Consider the following 16,772-nt stretch of genomic DNA (forward strand, 5'->3'; position numbering starts at 1 on the left):
GAGGCGGGTTGGAATGAAGATCAGTCTGGGCGTTTATCCGAACGAGACCCCCGCCCAAATTATCGATAGCGCAAAGCTTGCCGAGAAGGTCGGCTTCGACACGCTTTGGATGCTCGATTCGCATCTGCTGTTCAGGGAAGTTTACACCATGCTCGGTGCCCTGTCGGTGTCGACGACTAAATTGCGTTTCGGTACGGCGGTGACCAATCCGTTGACGAGGCATCCCACGGTCACTGCGTCCGCGTTCTCCACGCTGCATGCGTTGAGCGGCGGACGTGCAACGCTTGGCATCAGTGTCGGAGACAGTGCGCTGAAGGCCATGAATCTAGAGATAGCGAAGATGGCCGAGCTGGCCGATACGGTGGTGAAGATCCGCGCGTTGCTCGGGGGGCAGTCGGCTTCGTTTTCGGGAGAGGATCAGGCGAAACTGATCTTCGGCAACGTGGATATTCCGATCTATGTCGCAGCCACAGGCCCCAAGATGCTGAAGATGGCCGGAGCGATGGCGGACGGCGTTATCCTCATGAACGGTGTTGCGCCCGAGCTGATCGAGGCGGCGATTGCGCTGGTGCGCGAAGGAGAGCGCGAAGCCGGTCGGCCGAACGGAGAGACAAAGATGGTGGTGTGGGCGGCCTGTCACCCGTCCTTCGACGCCGTCAAGTATAACGTCGCAAGGGCAATCCTTCGCAACATTCCGGGCCCCATGGATGAGCTCACAAGGACGACGGCCGCCAAGGTAAGGGAAGCATACAACTACGAACAGCACGGGCGGTCGGAAGCGGAGTTCGGCAAGATCGTTCCCGACGCAATCGTCACGCGCTACGCGTTTGCGGGTGACCCTTCGATGATCAAAGGCCAGATTGATGCCTTGGCGCCTCTCGGCGTCGACGAGGTGGTACTCGCGATTCCGGTCGCGCCGGAAATCAAGTCACGGAACGACGTCATGCAGGAACTCACGCCAATCATCTCAAATTGAGGTGTCGCTGGATTTAACTTCTGGCGAGACGTCGGCAGCGTCGGAGCACATCAATGAAAGAATGCGATGTTATCTTCACTGGTGGTCAGGTGGTGTTGGGCGACGGCTCCGTCGAAAATGTCGATATCGGTGTTAAGGAAGGCAAGGTCTCGCAAATAGCTCAGGTCGGCGAGATCGGAAGTGGAGCAGAGCGCGTCGACATTCGCGGGCTGACTGTCCTGCCGGGTATCGTAGACGCACATATCCACCTGGGGCACGGCAACGACATTACTCGCCCCAGGGCCCCAAGCGATGCCGATACGGAAACGGCGTCAGCGGCTGCTGGCGGGGTAACGTCCTTCATCTCGTACGTCATAGCGTCCGAGCCGTACGAAGACGGCATCTTTGAAACGATTCGAAACATCTGCGAGCAACGTGCGAGGGTGGACTTCGGCTTCCACCTGGTCATTTCGACGCCAGAGCAGCTTGCCTCCGTCCCCATGTACGCAGAACGGTTTGGTGTCTCCTCGTTCAAGCTGTTCATGTATAATCGTGGAGGCGAGGGGGCTCGGCTCGGTTTGCCGGACATAGATGATGGGTTCCTGTATCGGCTCGCGGAGGCGGTTCACGCTTCCGGGGCAGTGTTGTGCCCTCATTGCGAAAACATCGAAGCTGCCTGGGTGTTCCGAGATCGGCTGATGACTTCCGATCCCGAGGGAAAGGGAGGCCTGGCCGCATGGAGTGGCTCACGGCCGCCCTTCCTGGAAGCCGAGGCAGTCCATCGGGTTTCGACGCTCGCGCGACATGCCGACGCTCCGGTTCATATGGTCCATTGCTCGTCCGCGGAAGGTCTCGCCGCATCCGTCGCCCAGCGCGCCCTCGGCGCCGATCTGACCGTCGAAACGTGCACACAATATCTCACTCACGATGTCGATTGGCCCGGTGGGATCAAGGCGAAGGTCAATCCTCCGGTCAGGACCAGGAGCGACGTGGAAGCGCTCTGGAACGGAATCAGGCTGGGCCAGATCGACACCGTTGCGACGGATCATGTGCACCGACCGGGGACGGCAAAGCAGGGCGGCGTATGGAAAGCGTCGCCCGGCTTTCCGGGGCTCGAGACGTTACTCCCCGTCATGCTCAGTGAAGGTCATCATAAGCGGGGAATATCCCTCGGCCGTATTGCTTCGCTCCTTAGCGCGAATCCCGCCCGAATCATGGGCTGCCGGTCAAAAGGCAAGATCGCGGTGGGAAAAGACGCAGACCTGTCGATCGTCGACTTGAATGCGGAGTGGACCGCCGACGAGCGAAGCATGAGGTCAGATGCGGGATTTTCCATATACGACGGTTGGAAGTTCAAGGGGCGCGTCGTTCACACCGTCGTACGTGGCGGATTCGCCTTCCGCGACGGCAAGCTATGCGAAAGCGCTGTCGGTACCGGCAAATATCTTTATCGAAAGCGTGGCCGTGGCTAGCGTCGAGCAGAGACCAAGCGCGAACATCGAACCCCGAACGCACAACATTGCCGAGTCAGGAAATTAGGATGTCCAGGAAAGTGACAGTGGCCGCCGCACAAACTGCTGGCGTCTTGAGTGAGGACCTTACGGTTGGAATTGGCGAGGCCTGCAAGATGGTTGATGATGCCGCGGGCAGGGGCGTCGAAATCATCTCGTTCTGCGAGCTGTTCCTCACGCCCTTCTTTCCGAATCGTCTGGAGAAGAATTTTGAGAAATGGTTCATCAACTTGTCAGATGAACGGATTCAACCGCTCCTCGCCAAAGCGAAGCAACGGAATATGGCGCTGATCTTCCCATTCGGAGAAAGCGATGGGTCTCACTTCTACAACTCGGCCGCAGTCTTTGATCAGCAAGGCAAGCTTAAGGGCGTCTACAGGAAGACGCATATTCCAGCCATTTTTCCCTCCGAGTTAAAAGGCGGGACCGGCTCGTACGAGAAGTTCTACTTCACGCCCGGAAGTGAACTTCCAGTGTTCGAACTAAACGGCGTCAGGATCGGAATTCAAATCTGCTACGATCGCAAGTTCCCGGAAGGCTCTCGCGCTCTCGCGGTGAAGGGAGCCGAAATACTGTTCATGCCTATCTGCGCGGCCACTTATGGTGAGACAAAATTGCGGGACAAGGCATGGGATGTGCCGCTGCGAGCAAGAGCCTACGAGAACGGCACGTTTGTGGTGGCGGTAAATCGGGCCGGTGACGAAAATGGCCGCAGGCACATCGGACGCAGCATGATCGTCAGCCCTATCGGGGCAGAGATCATCGCGGAGGGAGGCGAGGACAAGTCGGAGTTGATCGTTGCCACGCTGGATTTGGGCGAGGTTCGCACAGCGCAAACGAGCCTTCCCTGGTGGCGTGATCGCCGTCCCGGAATTTACGGCGATCTGGTAGCGGTCTAACGTCCTAGTGCCTGGTCGGATCCTGCCGCGATAATGACAACGACGTCTTGCCGTGCGACGACCTCGCGGCCTCTCGCCTGATGGGGCGCCTTTCCGTGCTGTCTATCGAGGGCGTGCCTCAGGATGGTTTTGATTCTGGCGATGTCGGTGGGTGGCAGACCAAGTCACCGCCTGGATCCGCCGGCCGGTGGTTTATCGATCCGATCGGGCCCAGTCGAAAATGGTGGTGTAGACAGATAACGCCGCGCAGGAAGCTAAGGCGCTGGCGATCCACTCCGTTCTGCAACAAACAGGGGGATGCGACGATCAGTGCGTTCCTGGTATTCGGCGTAGGGCGGAAACGCCGCGACAGCAAGCTTCCAGAGGCGGGACCGTTCACGCTCGTCCTTGACCTCACGCACGCGCATCGGCTGCACGACGGTCTCATCCCGAATTTCCACATTCGGATCGACGCGGAGATTATGGACCCATGCGGGATCGGTTGGTGCACCGCCCTGCGACCCCACCAGGATATAATCATTGCCGTCCTTCACGCGCATCAGCGGGGTCTTTCGGATGGCGCCGGTCTTGTTGCCGTGGTGCGTCACGATGACAACGGGCAGCCCGGTGTCGCGCAAGGTGGTGCCTTTCGTTCCACCGCTGCTTTCGTAAAGCTCGACCTGCTCGCGCACCCAGTCACTGGGACTTGGAACATACTTCGCCATTGCTAGGCCTCCACGGGTGAATGGTCAGGGGCCGGTCCAAAATTGAACGCGTCCGAACACGATTGAGCGTCTCCTGAAGCGCGACAGCCGTCAACGATTTCGATGAGCCTCAGCGAGGAACCCGGCTTGCGGCATTTCGGACCCCCGATCGTGAGGTGCCGGCCGCGGGCCGCGACAATTGGAAGCGGCGAGGCGCCTGATCGGCCACCCATCCCATTGTCCGACCACACCATCTCCCTGCGCGCGGATCGCTAGGGTTCGGATACCGCTGGCCGATGACGCGGCCGAGCATGGGGCAAGGCGCCTTGTTAGCCGGTCTTTCATATTTGTAACCATATCGTGAAATCGGGGTGGTGAATTCGCGAAGGATTCGCCGGCGAGGGGGACGGAAGCCAGTGCAGAAGGCCATTCACAGCATCAACAGCCGCATCCTGTTTATTCCGGTTATCGCGCTGGCCGCCCTGATCGTTGCCGGGGTCGTGTCGATCCGGAACATCGCGAACGTCACGCTGCAGGAGCACCAGGCGCGCGCCCGTGCGGTGACCGAGGCGGCGGCAAAGATCGTCGAGGCGTTCGAAGCCCGAGCTGCCCGTGGCGAGATGACCGAAGAGGTTGCCCAGGCGGCCGCAAAAGACGTGCTTCGCGCCATTCGCTATGACGGCAACGAGTATGTCATCGCGCGTCGACGGGACGGCATCATCGTGGTCAACGGCCTGTTCAAGGATCGGGAAGGCACCCCGTCGCTGGACAACAAGGATAGCAACGGCACATATTTCGGCCGCGATATGATCAGGACGGCTGAGACCGGAGGCGGCTTCACCTACTATCTTTGGCCGAAGGCGCCTAACACGCCACCCTTGCGCAAGGCGACGTTCTCCAAAATGACCCAGGGCTGGCAATGGGTGGTCGGTTCGGGCGTCTATCTCGACGAGGTCGAAGCCGCGACCTGGTCCAGCGCCGTGGATACCGGTTGGCTGATCGGCGCGGTCGCGTTCCTGACCTTTGCGATCGCCTTCTGGCTTGGCCGGCGCATCACTCGGCCGATACTGCGACTCACCGACGCCACGCATCGCCTCGCCGAGGGGGACGGCGCGGTTGTCATTCCGGAAGTCGAGAGGCGCGACGAAATTGGAACCATGGCTCAGGCCGTCGCTGTGCTCAAGCAAAGATCGGCCGAGGCGACGCGGCTGGCCAGCGAGCAGGACCGTCTGAAGGCCGACGCCGCAAGAGACCGCGAAGCTGCGATGCGGGCGCTGGCCGACACGTTCGAAGCTTCGGTCAAGAGCGTAGCCGACCGGATGGCTGCCTCGACGACGGAGATGCAGGGTTCCGCCGATGCCCTGGGCGCGGCCGCGAGGACATCGGACGGTGAGACGGCGGCGGCCGCCGCCGCTGCGGAGCGCACCAGTTCGAATGTCGGCGCGGTGGCCACCGCGACGGAAGAGCTATCGTCCTCGATCCAGGAGATCTCGTCCCAGATCACGCGCTCGTCGCAGGTTGCCTCGAACGCCGTCGCCGAGGCCAACAGGGCCGGCTCAACGATGGCCAATCTGGAGAATTCGGCCAGGCGCGTCGGCGATATCGTCGCTCTCATCAGCGGCATCGCCGAGCAGACAAACCTGCTGGCACTGAACGCGACCATCGAGGCTGCGCGAGCTGGCGAGGCCGGAAAGGGCTTTGCGGTGGTGGCCTCGGAAGTGAAATCGCTCGCGACCCAGACGGCAAAGGCTACCGAGGAGATCCAGGTCACCGTCGGGGAGATCCAGTCGATGACCGAAAATGCGGTAAGCGCAATCCAGACGATTGGCGGAACGGTCGCGCAGATGAACGAAATCACGACCGCCGTGGCCGCCGCGGTGGAACAGCAGGGCGCCGCGACAGGTGAGATCGCGAACAGCATCCAACAGGCTGCATCCGGTGCGCAACAGGTTTCGCAAAGCGTCTCGACGGCGCGCGGCGCGGCGTCGCAAACCGGCGCAATTGCTGGCCGCGTGCTCGACACCGCCGGAAAATTGTCCGGTGAGGCCGAGCGTCTGAAGTCCGAGGTCGCGAACTTCCTGGCCGAGGTTCGCGCCGCCTGATCGACGCAGGCTGACCGGAGCGGACAGGCCGGCCGTGGTCATGGCGGGCGCGTCACTCCCGGGTCATTTGCAGGCAGCTCCTTGTATTGGTGCCCGCGGAATAATGCGCCATCCGCGGGATTCCAGGGCGACGCCCCATCAGCTACCGGGGAGCGCTTCGCCTGCGGCGGAGGAAAGGTCCGGGGTCGAGATCGCTTTCGGCTTGCGCAAACGCACGTAGATCTGCGCCACGATAAGGACCGCGCATAGGAGCAGGAAAAACGCGCTGATCGGACGTTCGAGGAAAACAAGGACATCGCCACGGGAGATCAGCATGGAGCGACGGAAGTTCTCCTCAAGCCGGGGACCCAGCACAAATCCCAGGAGGATGCACGCCGGGTGGAAGTCGAGCAGCAGCAGGAGATAGCCGACAAGCCCGATCGCGACGGTTTCTCCGACCTGGAACATGTCGTTATTTGTCGAATAGACGCCGATAGCGACGAAAAACAATGCGCTCGGGTAGAGATACTTGTACGGAATCATCAGCAGCTTCACCCACAGGCCGATCAAGGGCACGTTGAGCAAGACCAGCATGATGTTGCCGATCCAGAAGCTCGCGATCAGACCCCAGAAGATGTCGGGATGTTCCTTGATCAGTTGCGGGCCGGGCACGATGCCTTGAATCATCAAGGCCCCGAGAATCAGAGCCATTACGGCGTCACCGGGAATCCCGAGACTCATTGTCGGGATGAAGTCGCCTTGCACCGACGAGTGGGTTGACGCCTCGGGGCAGGCGACACCTTCAATCATGCCGGTGCCGAATTTCTCCGGCGTCCTCGAAATCTTTTTCTCGGCCGCATAGGAGATGAACGAGGCGATCGTCGGCCCCGTTCCCGGAATGAGCGAACACAGGCTGCCAATGATGGTGCCGCGCAACATCGCGGGGATCGAGCGGCGCAACTCGTCCCTGGTCGGGCGAAGGTCGCTGATCTTCACGTTGGAATAGCGCGTATTGATATCGGAGTACTGGTTCACGCTTTTCATGAATTCGGCAATGCCAAACAGCCCGAGCGCAAGCCCAACCAGTTCGATACCATCAAACAGGCCCTGGAAACCGAATGTGAAGCGCGGCGTTCCGGTTTCGATGTCGGTGCCGACAATGCCAAGGAGCAGGCCCACGAGGGTCATGGCGACGCCCTTGAGCGGCGCCCCGCGCGCCAGGGTCGATCCCGCCAGCAGGCCAAGCAGCATGAGCGAGCAGATTTCCGTGGGGCCGAACTCCAGCGCGACCCTCACCAGGAGCGGTGCCAGGAAAATCATCTCCGTGATGCCCCATGACGCGCCCACGAACGAAGAAATCACCGTGATGCCAAGGGCTGCGCCGCCGCGCCCCTGCTTGGTGAGCGGGAATCCGTCGAGGCATGTCACCGCGTGGGGCGGATGGCATGGAAGGTTGAGCAGGATCGAGCAGATGGCGCCTCCGTACTGCGCGCCGTAGAACACGCCCGACAGCATCAGGATGGCGCCAACGGGCTTTATGCCAAACGTCAGTGGCAGCAGGACCGAGATCGTGGCGAGCGGCCCCATTCCCGGCAAAACGCCGACCATATTGCCGACGAGCACGCCGATGAAACACCACATGATGTTGTGGGGTTCAAGAGCGACGCCGAAACCATACCAGAGATCGGAAAGAGCGGTCGCCAGCATCTAGAAACCCCAGCGGAACAGTGGAAAAGGCACTTTCAGCACGTACGAGAAAAGGAATGAGCCCACGACCGTAATGCCTGCGGCCAGCAATACTGAACCTTTCAATGTCGCGGTTCGATCGCCGAGCGCCGATACGAAGACGCACATGAAGGTGGCCGCTACCATGCCGAAATATTTGCCGAAGAGGATGAACATGAGGGGGCCCGCAAGAATGCAGGCCCAGCCGCGCCACTCCATGCTTTCCGGAAGAATACGTTCGCCTTCTTCGACCGGCGTCATCAGTCCCGAAATGAAAATCAGGATTCCGATGAAGGTCATCAGAATCCCGAGCATGAACGGGAACATGCCTGGGCCCATATGCATGAACGTTCCCAGGTTGTAGGTCATCGAATTCAGGGTGACGAAGGCACCGAGCAGCACGATGGCCAGCCCGGCATAGAAATCCTTTTTCTGGAGCAGGTTCTGCACGCCAACATCTCCGAGGTTCATTTTCTCATTATCACCAGGCGCCGGCCGGCCGGCTGGCCAACATCAGGCGAGTAGATCAAGAAGTCGTTAGCTGCCCCTACCGGGAAAGGCGCCGAACGCGGCGTTCTGGAAGCCGGATTCGGCGAGATTGACGCAAAGATCTGGGTTCGTTTCAATTGGCCGCCGCAACCGCCTGACCGATGGCTCTAATTGCATCGGGGGCGGAATTGCCCATGAAGGTCAGTCCCAACTCGTCCACCCCAGCGCTCTTGTATCGCCCAGCGAGCAACAGGCACTCTTCTGCCGTCCCGTAGATCGAGAATGCGGTGGTGTAGCGTTCATCCAGGACATCAGCTGGATCTTGACCGCGGTTGATACGATCCGCAGCCTCGGCAAATTCGTTCTCCTCGATTGTCGTCCCCAGCAGCAGCGCTTCCTTCGCCGATGGAACCTTTTGCCCGAGCGTCCAAAAACGCGGGACCATTTCTCCGACAATGCGTTTTGCGTCTCTCAGCGCCACCAACGATGACGAATTGACGATGCATGGCATGTACTGAACGACACGGCCGCCTGTGGCCTGGGAGCGCGCGGAGCGCATCAATTCCGCGGAGCGTCCGGCGTAGCCTGCTGAACACATGTTGGACACCAGCAGCCCATCTGCGGCTGCGCCGGCTAGTTTGATTGTCATATCGCCGCGACCGGCCAAAAAGATTGGAATATCCCGTAACGGCTTGCAGTCCAGCCTGACCTTCTTCGCCGAAAAGCGTTGGCCGACGTAATTGACTTCTTCGCCATTGAGCAGCCCGCGCAAAATGACGAGCGCGTCTCGAAGCGCCGGAACGGGCTTTTCGGCATCGATGCTTAGCTTGGCCGATGCCGAGATGATGCCTGCCCCGATACTGATACTGGCCCGGCCGTTCGCCAGTTCGTCGAAAGCACCGATTTCCATCGCCATCATCGTTGGATGGCGATTGAACGGGTTGAACACGCCGGCATGAATGTGGATGCGCCTGGTTGCGACCGCGCAAGCAGCGGCCGCCGGCCAGATACCTCGCGCAAAAGCATTTTCCGCAAACCAGACGCCGGAAAGGCCTGCCTTGTCGGCTTCGGTCGCCAGTTCGACGCACTGCCGTGGCGACATCGAGCCGTCCAGCCGTATGCTGATCCTGGGAATGTCGCTCATCGCGATATCACGCTTGTCTCGTGGTTTTGGTTCGACGACGTCGCTTGCCGGATTAGTCTCCAGACACGCGATGGCGACAAAGGCAGATCTCGCGGTTCGATCGACATCGAGCGGAGCGCGGCCGCGACGGCATTGGCAATCACACCTCCGACCGGAATCAAGCCGCCTTCGCCGGCGCCCTTCGCCCCGAGCGGATTATTTGGACAGGGCCGAAGGCCGACTGAAATGCCGCGGATATTGGGGAAGTCGGTCGCAGTCGGCAAAAGATAGTCTGCGAGCGAGCCGGTCAGCAACTGCCCGTTCTCGTCGTATTGCAAGTGCTCCAGGAAGGTGCTGCCCAATCCCTGGACGATGGCGCCGAGAATCTGTCCGTGAAGCGTCGCTGGATTGATGACACGGCCGACGTCGTCCACCGTTACATAGTCGACGATCTCCACATGACCGGTACCGGGATCGACGGAGACATGTGCCGCGTGGGTCCCGTAGCTGTAAGTCAGCTTGCGATTTTCGAATTGCTGTTCGACCTGCAATCCGGCAAACGCGGAAATGTCGATCGATCCCTTTTCATGCCGGACATGGCCGTCAGATACCGTGACATCGCCAGGTTCGCAGCCGAAATGCTTCGCGCCCTTCTCGCGCAGCAGGGCGACAAGCGCGTCAGCCGTCAGCAGAATGGCAGAACCTCCCATCACGGTGGAGCGTGAATGAAACGATCCAAAACCCTGTGTCACCAGCGTGGTTGATCCGTGCAGGAGCCTAATTCGTTCGATGGGCAGAGAAAGTGCGTCGGCAGCGATCTGGCTCAACACCGTTTGGAGGCCCTGTCCGAGCGCCGTAGAGCCGACCGCGACCGTGACGGTTCCGTCCGCTTCGACCGTCATCCGGGCATTCTCGAAAGTCCCGCCGGCGCCGCCCTCGACGAAGTTGCCGACAGCAATGCCATGATAACGGCCATCGATCAGCCGGCCCTGAACCTTCTTCTTCTTCTCCCAGCCGAATTCGTCAAGGCAGCGTTGCATGATGATGCCATAGGCGCCGCCGTCAAGCTCCGTCTGCCAGGTTCGATCGAGACCTGCCATGGTTGCCAGCGGGCGCGGCAGCTGATCTTCCGGAATCAAATTCCTCAAGCGTAGTTCGGCCGGATCGATGCCGAGATCGTGGGCGGCCATATCCAGCAGCCGCTCGCAGAAGAAGCTCGATTCGTAGCGGCCTGGCCCGCGATAGGTGCCGGTTGGCGTCTTGCTGGTCAGGTAGGAATGGGCGTCGATCCGGATGTTGGGAACAAGATAGGGACCGGAAACGAACTGGACGACGTTGCGCGGCGCGGTGAAGCCGTTGGTTCTTACATAGGCGCCGAGATCGACGTCGATACGTCCCCGGATTCCGATTACGGTACCGTCGGCGCGACAGGCGATTTCCAGATCCGCGTACATCTCGCGGGCATGGTTCGTCGCCATCAGATGTTCGCGACGGTCCTCGACCCAGCGGACCCTTCCGCCGACGTGGCGCGCCGCGAAAGGAATGAGGAAGTCCTCAGGATAGAATTCGCCTCGCGCACCAAAGCCGCCGCCGACATCAACCTCCATCAGGTCGACCTGCGACGGCTCCAGTTTCAGCATTTCGGCGAGGACGCGCCGATTGAAAAACGGAACCTTGGTCGCGCCGCTGACGACAATCCGCTGATGCTCTGGACCCCATTCGGCCAGCAGGCCGCGCGTCTCCATCGGCGAAGCGGTATGGCGCTGAACGCTGAACTTCTCTCTTCGCCGGTAATCGGCCGTCGCGAAGGCCGTATCCGCATCGCCCATCCGGGCGAAGAAGGAGGTCGCAAGGTTGGTCGTGGTTTTCTCGAACAGAAGTGTGCGGTTCGCCGCCGACTCCTCATGGGTAGCCAGCGCGGGCAATTCGTCGATTTCAAGTTCGATGAGCTCGGCGGCATCTTCCGCGATGCACTGTTCCGAGGCGACGATGACGGCGATGGGTTCACCGACATAGCGGACCTTCTCGAAGGCGATCACGGGCTGCCGATACGGCTCGCCTTCTGGCTTGCCATGTTGTCGAACAGGAATGACGGGAATCTCGCCGATCTCGGCTGCGGTGATGACGGCTGCAACTCCAGCCAACGACCGCGCCGCCGCGGTCGCGATCTTCCTGATCCGCCCATGCGCAATCGGACTTCGAAGAACGGTAGCATAGAGCAGGTTTTCAGGCTTGAGGTCGCCGACATAGGTGCCGGCACCCGCAAGCAGGCGCAAATCCTCGATACGATCGATCGGACTGCCGATATAGGCGTTGGGTCTCGTCATGTCGGCGACCCGATGCGGGAATAGCTCGCACGCGCCTCCATCACGGCTTCGACAATCTGGACGTAGCCGGTGCAGCGGCAGATATTTCCGGAAAGGACCTCACGGATTCGTTCCTCATCCGCGCCCGGCTCTTCCTCCAGCAGCGCGTGCATGGTCGTCAGGATCCCCGGTGTGCAGAAGCCGCACTGGACGGCGTGATGCTTCCTGAAGGCAGCCTGCAGCGCCGACAACTCGCCTTTGCGGGCCAGGCCTTCGACGGTTACAACCTCGCTGCCCGCCGCTTGAACCGCGAGCATCAGGCAGGAGCGCACGGCGAGCCCGTCGATGATGACGGTGCACGCCCCGCAAACGCCGTGCTCGCATGCGACGTGCGTTCCGGTGAGGCGGGCGACGTCTCGCAAGGCGTCCGCGAGCGTCATCCGGGACGACGCATTCAGGCTGGTCTTCACGCCGTTGATGGTGAGTGTGACTGTTTCCGATGTCATGGGCCTGGCGGTTCGGCTGCGTCGATCAACGCACGCTTGATGAGGGTTTCGAGCAGTGCCTTTCGATAGTCGGTATCGGCGTGAATGTCGCTCCGCACTTCGATGCCGCGAACACCAAGCGCGGCTGCTTCCTCGAACATGCGCAAGCTCACGCTGTTGCCCAGGAGAAAGCTCTCGGCTTCGGTTAGCCGCACAGGCGTGTCGGCGACGCCAAAAGCTCCAACATGGGGTGAACGGATATGCCCTTCCTCGTCCCTGTCGAAGAAGACGATCGCGCCCGCCATCGCAAAGTCGCCCCTGCGGCGCGCGAATTCCTGGAAGCCGAAGCTGCGCGTCTTCGGCCAGGGCGGAAGACGCAGCGAAACGATGATTTCGTTCGGCTCGAGCGCGGTTGTCAGAGGCGACAGGAAGAAGTCGCGCGCCGGCAACGACCTTCGGCCTGCAGGTCCGACGACATCGATCGTTGCGTCGCAAGCAACCGCCAAGGCCGGCAGTTCGGATGCCGGATCGCCGTGCGCCAGGCTGCCGCCCACCGTGCCCCGATTCCGTATCGCGTAGTGGGCGATATGCTTGACGGCCGTCGAGAGCAGCGGGTGAGCGATGGGCAAACGGGTATCCCGCTCGATATCGCGCCAACGCACCCTGGCGCCGAGCTCGACGCCGTGCGCGCTGACGGCGATCCCGTCGAGTCCGGGAACGAGCTTGAGATCCACGAGGATGCTGCATGATGCCAGGCGGAAGGCCAGCATCGGCATCAGGCTTTGTCCCCCGCTCAACAGCTTGGCATCCGCACCGTGCTCTTGCAGAAGCGCGATGGCTTCGTCGAGCGACTGCGGTGCCAAATAACGGAGAGGGGGAAGCTTCACGTCAGGTCCACTCCCGGCTTTGCAGCACAGACCATCATCCGCAGCGTACCGATAATCAGAACGGTGTTTCGATCGACAATGACATCGCGAATTTCGGGTGTCAATTTCCGTTCCTTGTTGACAGAAAGCATGCGGCGGACCAACCTACTGAAACGCTGTTCTTATATCTGGAACAGACCTCGTTGAAAGGTTGGGACCATGCTGGCGAACATTCCCCGGCTGAGGGCGCTGATGAAAAAGGACGGCCTCGACGCCGTCATCGCCACCTGCGCGGAGAACGTGACCTATCTCAGCGGCTTCTGGGCGATGTCGCAGTGGGTTCGGCGCGGTCCCCAGGCGTACGTGCTGTTTCCCGGCGACGGCAACGAACCCTGCATCGTCGTGAACTCCGGCCTTCTCGATCTGGTCCCGGACCAGGAGCCGTGGATCACCGACATCCGCAGATACGGCTATTTCCAGATTGATACCGATGCATCCGCTCAACTCGACGACGCTGATCAACTTCAGCGCCGGCTGTTCGGCAGCAGGGCCTACAAGGATTCGGTCGACGCGCTGGTGAGCGCGATGAAGGAACAGGGCATCGAACGCGGAACGGTCGGCATCGATGAAATGGGTATCACGCCCCAGTGCATGGACCAACTGAGGGCCGCGCTCCCTGACGTGAAGTTCGTGCGCTGCTTTTCGCTGTTCGAGCGCGTCCGCGCCATCAAGACCGCTCCGGAAATCGAGATCCTGAAACATGCGGCGCGCGTGACCGAGGGAGCGATCGATGCGGCGCTATCGATCGCAAAGGAAGGTGTGACCGAACGGGAAATGCTGCGGAAGTTCAATGCCTATCTGGCCGAGAACGACGCGGCGCCGGTCGTCGGCTGCATCGGGTTCGGCAACCGCAGTGCGATGATCAATGTGCAGCCGTCGGACCGGAAGCTGAAGAAGGGCGATCTCATCCGCTTCGACGTGGGGGGGCGCTACCGCCACTACCGTTCCGACATGTCCCGGGGCGCAGCGCTGGGGGATCCCGGGGAGAAGGTCCGTAAATACTACGCGGCGGTCGAAAAAGGAGTGCTCCGCGGATACGACATCATCAAGCCGGGCCTCAAGGTCTCCGACCTCTTCAAGGAGATCGTCGCCACGGTTCAGCGGGAAGGCATTCCGCATTTCGCGCGCAGTCACGTCGGGCATGGCATCGGCGTGGACGGATACGATCCGCCGAATATCGCTGAGAGCTCGATCGATGTCCTGGAAGAAGACATGGTGATCTGCGTCGAAACGCCGTATTACGAACTAGGCTTCGCCGGGCTGCAGGTGGAAGACATGGTCAGGGTGACCAAGCACGGCGCCGAGTCGCTCATGTCCCTTCCTACAGCTTTAAGAATTCTTTAGGACGCCATCGCCGATCAGCGGCCGTCCTGACAAGCGAGGAGCGCGCGAGCCATGAAGTTCTCGATTTGCCTTTCCACGGGATATGAGGGCCTCGTCTATCCCGTGAACTTCTGCACGCCGCAAGATCTGATCCGGCAGGGCCAGCTGGCCGAGAAGCTCGGATTCGACTCGGTGTGGGGCAATGATCACATTACGCCGCCAAATTATGTGCGCGATCACTTCAAGGACTCGCCGAACTTTTATGACGTCCTGATTACGCTTGCGATGATTGCCCAGGCGACGACGAAGCTTCGTGTCGGCACGGCGCTTTTGGTGATGCCAAACCGGGAGCCTGTCTACCTCACCAAGCAGGTCGCGACGATCGACCAGATGTCTGGTGGCCGCTTCATGCTTGCGGTCGGTCTCGGCGCATATCGCGAGGAATTCGAGTCCTGGGTGGGCAATCGCTATCCGAGTCCCCACCGCGGCGACATGATGGACGAGGGCCTTCAGATCCTCCACAAGCTGACGACCGAAAAAGTATCGTCGTTCGACGGAAGATATTATTCCTACCGGAACATCGAGATGTTTCCGAAGCCGCTGCAGAGCCCGTTCCCGCTCTACATCGGCGGTCACAACATCAAGGCGGTCGAACGGGCGGCCGAAATCGGACAGGGGTGGCTTCCGGGCTGGAGGCCGTTCCACGAGGTGGCCGAACGGATCCAGATGCTGCACAAGCATGCGGAAGCGGCCGGACGCGATCCGAAGGAAATCGAGATTGCGCCTCAATTCTCGCTGCTGGTCGGCAAGACCCAGGAAGCCGCCGAACAAACCTACATGAAGAGCGGCCTCGTGGCGCATCGGGTCTCGCTGGCGCATACCGGCCGAGATCCGGCGTATCAAGTGAGCGCAAACCTGGTGGGCTCGCCGCAGTCGATCGTCGAGAAAATCTATCAGCTCAAGGCCATGGGCGTTGATCACTGCGCCGCCATGGCGGTTGCGGTCAACACGCAGGCCGAGCTGATCGAGCAGATGCAATGGTTTGCCGAAGAGGTCATGCCGCATATCAAATGAGTGCAGAACCTGCGCATAGTTGTCGTTAGCGGGCGCCCCTCGTGCTTCGATTCGATATCGTACTCCGTGAGGTCGACACGCCGGCGCTGGTGGTCGATTTGGCAGCGCTCAAGCGCAATATCGCAAGGATGGCAGCGATCGCCGGGCGATCGGGTGTGAAGCTGCGGCCGCATGCCAAGACTCACAAGTCCATCGAGATCGCGCGCCTCCAGATCGAAGCAGGGGCAATCGGCATCGCCTGCGCGACGGTCACTGAAGCGGAAATGCTCGTCACAGCCGGCCTGCCCGACGTGCTGCTGACCGCGCCGGTGGCCGATCCCGCCAAGTTCGCCCGTCTGGCAGCTCTCAACAGAAGAAGTCCGCTCAAGATTACGGTCGATCATGTCGAGCAGGTTCGGGCTGCTGCCGACGTGGTCGCGCTCGACCATCCGCCTCTCGCTGTTGTCGTCGATACCGATGTCGGACAGGGGCGTACCGGCGTTACAGATATCGCTGAGGGAGTGGCCTTGGCCCGCGCGATCGCCTCCTATCCCCAACTTCGATTCGCCGGCATTCAGGGCTTTGCAGGCAATGCGCAGCACATTCCTGAACCGCTTGCTCGACGAGCGGCGGCCGGGAAGGCTGCGGACATGCTCAGGGAGTTTGCCGCCGCCCTGGCGGAGGTGAATCTTCACGCAGCGATCATCACCGGAAGCGGGACGGGAACGCACGACCAGGATAAAGCTGGTCCCTACAGCGAGCTTCAGGTCGGATCCTATATCTTCATGGATTCCGATTATTCGCGCATCGTCGACGAGGCGGGCTCGGGTCCGCCGTTCGAGCCAAGCCTGTTCGTCATGGCCACCGTCGTCTCGGTAAACCGGCCGAACGAGGTCACGGTGGACGCTGGGACCAAAGCGCTTGCGACGAACGGGCCACCACCGTGCAGCATGCACGGTGTCGCCCACGGCGCGATCTACCGCTTCGCCGGCGACGAGCACGGGATCCTCACGCTTCCGAAGGACGCTGCGCCGGCTTCGCTCGGCCAGCGGGTGTTGCTCGGCGCCAGCCACTGCGACCCGACCGTCAATCTTCATGCCTGCTATCACGTCATCGACGGGCAGAAGGTACAGAGATGGCCGATTGGGGCGCGTTATGGTGCGAGCAAGGCGTCGAGCCCCACAGAGCTGTAGAAGCCGCGATATTTGGCGCG

General features: G+C 60.9%; 14 protein-coding genes and 1 pseudogene. 7 read left to right on the plus strand and 8 right to left on the minus strand.

The genetic code is table 11. From position 1 onward, the window contains the following. The first annotated feature begins 13 nt into the window (after positions 1 to 13). The 3 genes from QOU61_RS11380 (at position 14) to QOU61_RS11390 (ending at position 3,365) form a co-directional block, all read left to right on the plus strand. Complete coding sequence (locus tag QOU61_RS11380) at positions 14 to 976, plus strand: LLM class flavin-dependent oxidoreductase (RefSeq protein ID WP_289658414.1); 963 nt, start codon at positions 14 to 16, stop codon at positions 974 to 976. A 53-nt stretch (positions 977 to 1,029) separates the two neighbouring features. Continuing rightward, entirely contained in the window at positions 1,030 to 2,427 is a 1,398-nt protein-coding gene (locus QOU61_RS11385) for a dihydroorotase (protein ID WP_289658416.1), read from the plus strand. A 68-nt stretch (positions 2,428 to 2,495) separates the two neighbouring features. Next, positions 2,496 to 3,365, plus strand: a complete 870-nt coding sequence (locus QOU61_RS11390) for a carbon-nitrogen hydrolase family protein (protein WP_289658418.1) — start codon at positions 2,496 to 2,498, stop codon at positions 3,363 to 3,365. A 254-nt stretch (positions 3,366 to 3,619) separates the two neighbouring features. Here QOU61_RS11390 and QOU61_RS11395 read toward each other — a convergent pair whose 3' ends face one another. Then, on the minus strand, positions 3,620 to 4,069 hold the full coding sequence (locus QOU61_RS11395; RefSeq protein WP_289658419.1) for a nitroreductase family deazaflavin-dependent oxidoreductase: 450 nt from the start codon (positions 4,067 to 4,069) through the stop codon (positions 3,620 to 3,622). A 395-nt stretch (positions 4,070 to 4,464) separates the two neighbouring features. Here QOU61_RS11395 and QOU61_RS11400 point away from each other — a divergent pair, with 395 nt between their 5' ends. Then, positions 4,465 to 6,150 carry a methyl-accepting chemotaxis protein gene (locus QOU61_RS11400; protein WP_289658420.1) on the plus strand — a complete coding sequence of 562 codons (1,686 nt, stop codon included), beginning with the start codon at positions 4,465 to 4,467 and terminating at the stop codon, positions 6,148 to 6,150. A gap of 138 nt (positions 6,151 to 6,288) precedes the next feature. On the opposite strand, the gene QOU61_RS11405 is transcribed toward QOU61_RS11400, so the two are convergent. The 7 genes and pseudogenes from QOU61_RS11405 to QOU61_RS11430 form a co-directional block, all read right to left on the minus strand. Then, on the minus strand, positions 6,289 to 7,836 hold the full coding sequence (locus QOU61_RS11405; protein ID WP_289658422.1) for a tripartite tricarboxylate transporter permease: 1,548 nt from the start codon (positions 7,834 to 7,836) through the stop codon (positions 6,289 to 6,291). Continuing rightward, positions 7,837 to 8,304 carry a tripartite tricarboxylate transporter TctB family protein gene (locus tag QOU61_RS11410; RefSeq protein WP_289658424.1) on the minus strand — a complete coding sequence of 156 codons (468 nt, stop codon included), beginning with the start codon at positions 8,302 to 8,304 and terminating at the stop codon, positions 7,837 to 7,839. It lies immediately after the preceding gene. A 172-nt stretch (positions 8,305 to 8,476) separates the two neighbouring features. After that, positions 8,477 to 9,487: an LLM class flavin-dependent oxidoreductase gene (locus QOU61_RS11415; protein ID WP_289658426.1), complete on the minus strand. Its 1,011-nt coding sequence runs from the start codon at positions 9,485 to 9,487 to the stop codon at positions 8,477 to 8,479. Beyond that, complete coding sequence (locus QOU61_RS37185) at positions 9,484 to 10,656, minus strand: xanthine dehydrogenase family protein molybdopterin-binding subunit (RefSeq protein WP_354142537.1); 1,173 nt, start codon at positions 10,654 to 10,656, stop codon at positions 9,484 to 9,486. Before QOU61_RS37185 ends, QOU61_RS11415 begins: the two co-directional genes overlap by 4 nt. 6 nt (positions 10,657 to 10,662) lie before the next feature. Then, a pseudogene (locus tag QOU61_RS37190) lies at positions 10,663 to 11,793 on the minus strand (xanthine dehydrogenase family protein molybdopterin-binding subunit); the annotation flags it as partial. Continuing rightward, complete coding sequence (locus QOU61_RS11425; protein ID WP_502876915.1) at positions 11,790 to 12,242, minus strand: (2Fe-2S)-binding protein; 453 nt, start codon at positions 12,240 to 12,242, stop codon at positions 11,790 to 11,792. The pseudogene QOU61_RS37190 and the gene QOU61_RS11425, both read right to left, overlap by 4 nt. A 32-nt stretch (positions 12,243 to 12,274) precedes the next feature. Beyond that, the gene (locus QOU61_RS11430; RefSeq protein WP_289658430.1) at positions 12,275 to 13,144 is read right to left on the minus strand and encodes an FAD binding domain-containing protein; all 870 of its coding nucleotides are present in this window, start codon (positions 13,142 to 13,144) and stop codon (positions 12,275 to 12,277) included. A gap of 198 nt (positions 13,145 to 13,342) precedes the next feature. On the opposite strand from QOU61_RS11430, the gene QOU61_RS11435 reads away from it, so the two are divergent. The 3 genes from QOU61_RS11435 to QOU61_RS11445 are packed head-to-tail and all read left to right on the plus strand — an operon-like array spanning position 13,343 to position 16,752. Further along, entirely contained in the window at positions 13,343 to 14,527 is a 1,185-nt protein-coding gene (locus QOU61_RS11435) for a M24 family metallopeptidase (protein WP_289658431.1), read from the plus strand. 51 nt (positions 14,528 to 14,578) lie between these two features. Next, entirely contained in the window at positions 14,579 to 15,580 is a 1,002-nt protein-coding gene (locus tag QOU61_RS11440) for an LLM class flavin-dependent oxidoreductase (protein WP_289658432.1), read from the plus strand. A gap of 41 nt (positions 15,581 to 15,621) precedes the next feature. Continuing rightward, entirely contained in the window at positions 15,622 to 16,752 is a 1,131-nt protein-coding gene (locus QOU61_RS11445) for a DSD1 family PLP-dependent enzyme (RefSeq protein ID WP_289658433.1), read from the plus strand. The last annotated feature ends 20 nt before the right edge of the window (positions 16,753 to 16,772 follow it).

The sequence above is a fragment of the Bradyrhizobium sp. NP1 genome, assembly GCF_030378205.1.
GTDB lineage: Bacteria > Pseudomonadota > Alphaproteobacteria > Rhizobiales > Xanthobacteraceae > Bradyrhizobium.

Excerpts from the sequence above, each read along its gene's own strand:
- QOU61_RS11390 (WP_289658418.1), top strand. The coding sequence starts at position 2,496 with ATGTCCAGGAAAGTGACAGTGGCCGCCGCACAAACTGCTGGCGTCTTG.
- QOU61_RS11405 (WP_289658422.1), bottom strand. The coding sequence starts at position 7,836 with ATGCTGGCGACCGCTCTTTCCGATCTCTGGTATGGTTTCGGCGTCGCT.
- QOU61_RS11415 (WP_289658426.1), bottom strand. The coding sequence starts at position 9,487 with ATGAGCGACATTCCCAGGATCAGCATACGGCTGGACGGCTCGATGTCG.
- QOU61_RS11435 (WP_289658431.1), top strand. The coding sequence starts at position 13,343 with ATGCTGGCGAACATTCCCCGGCTGAGGGCGCTGATGAAAAAGGACGGC.
- QOU61_RS11440 (WP_289658432.1), top strand. The coding sequence starts at position 14,579 with ATGAAGTTCTCGATTTGCCTTTCCACGGGATATGAGGGCCTCGTCTAT.
- QOU61_RS11395 (WP_289658419.1), bottom strand. The coding sequence starts at position 4,069 with ATGGCGAAGTATGTTCCAAGTCCCAGTGACTGGGTGCGCGAGCAGGTC.
- QOU61_RS11380 (WP_289658414.1), top strand. The coding sequence starts at position 14 with ATGAAGATCAGTCTGGGCGTTTATCCGAACGAGACCCCCGCCCAAATT.
- QOU61_RS11385 (WP_289658416.1), top strand. The coding sequence starts at position 1,030 with ATGAAAGAATGCGATGTTATCTTCACTGGTGGTCAGGTGGTGTTGGGC.
- QOU61_RS37185 (WP_354142537.1), bottom strand. The coding sequence starts at position 10,656 with ATGGCCGCCCACGATCTCGGCATCGATCCGGCCGAACTACGCTTGAGG.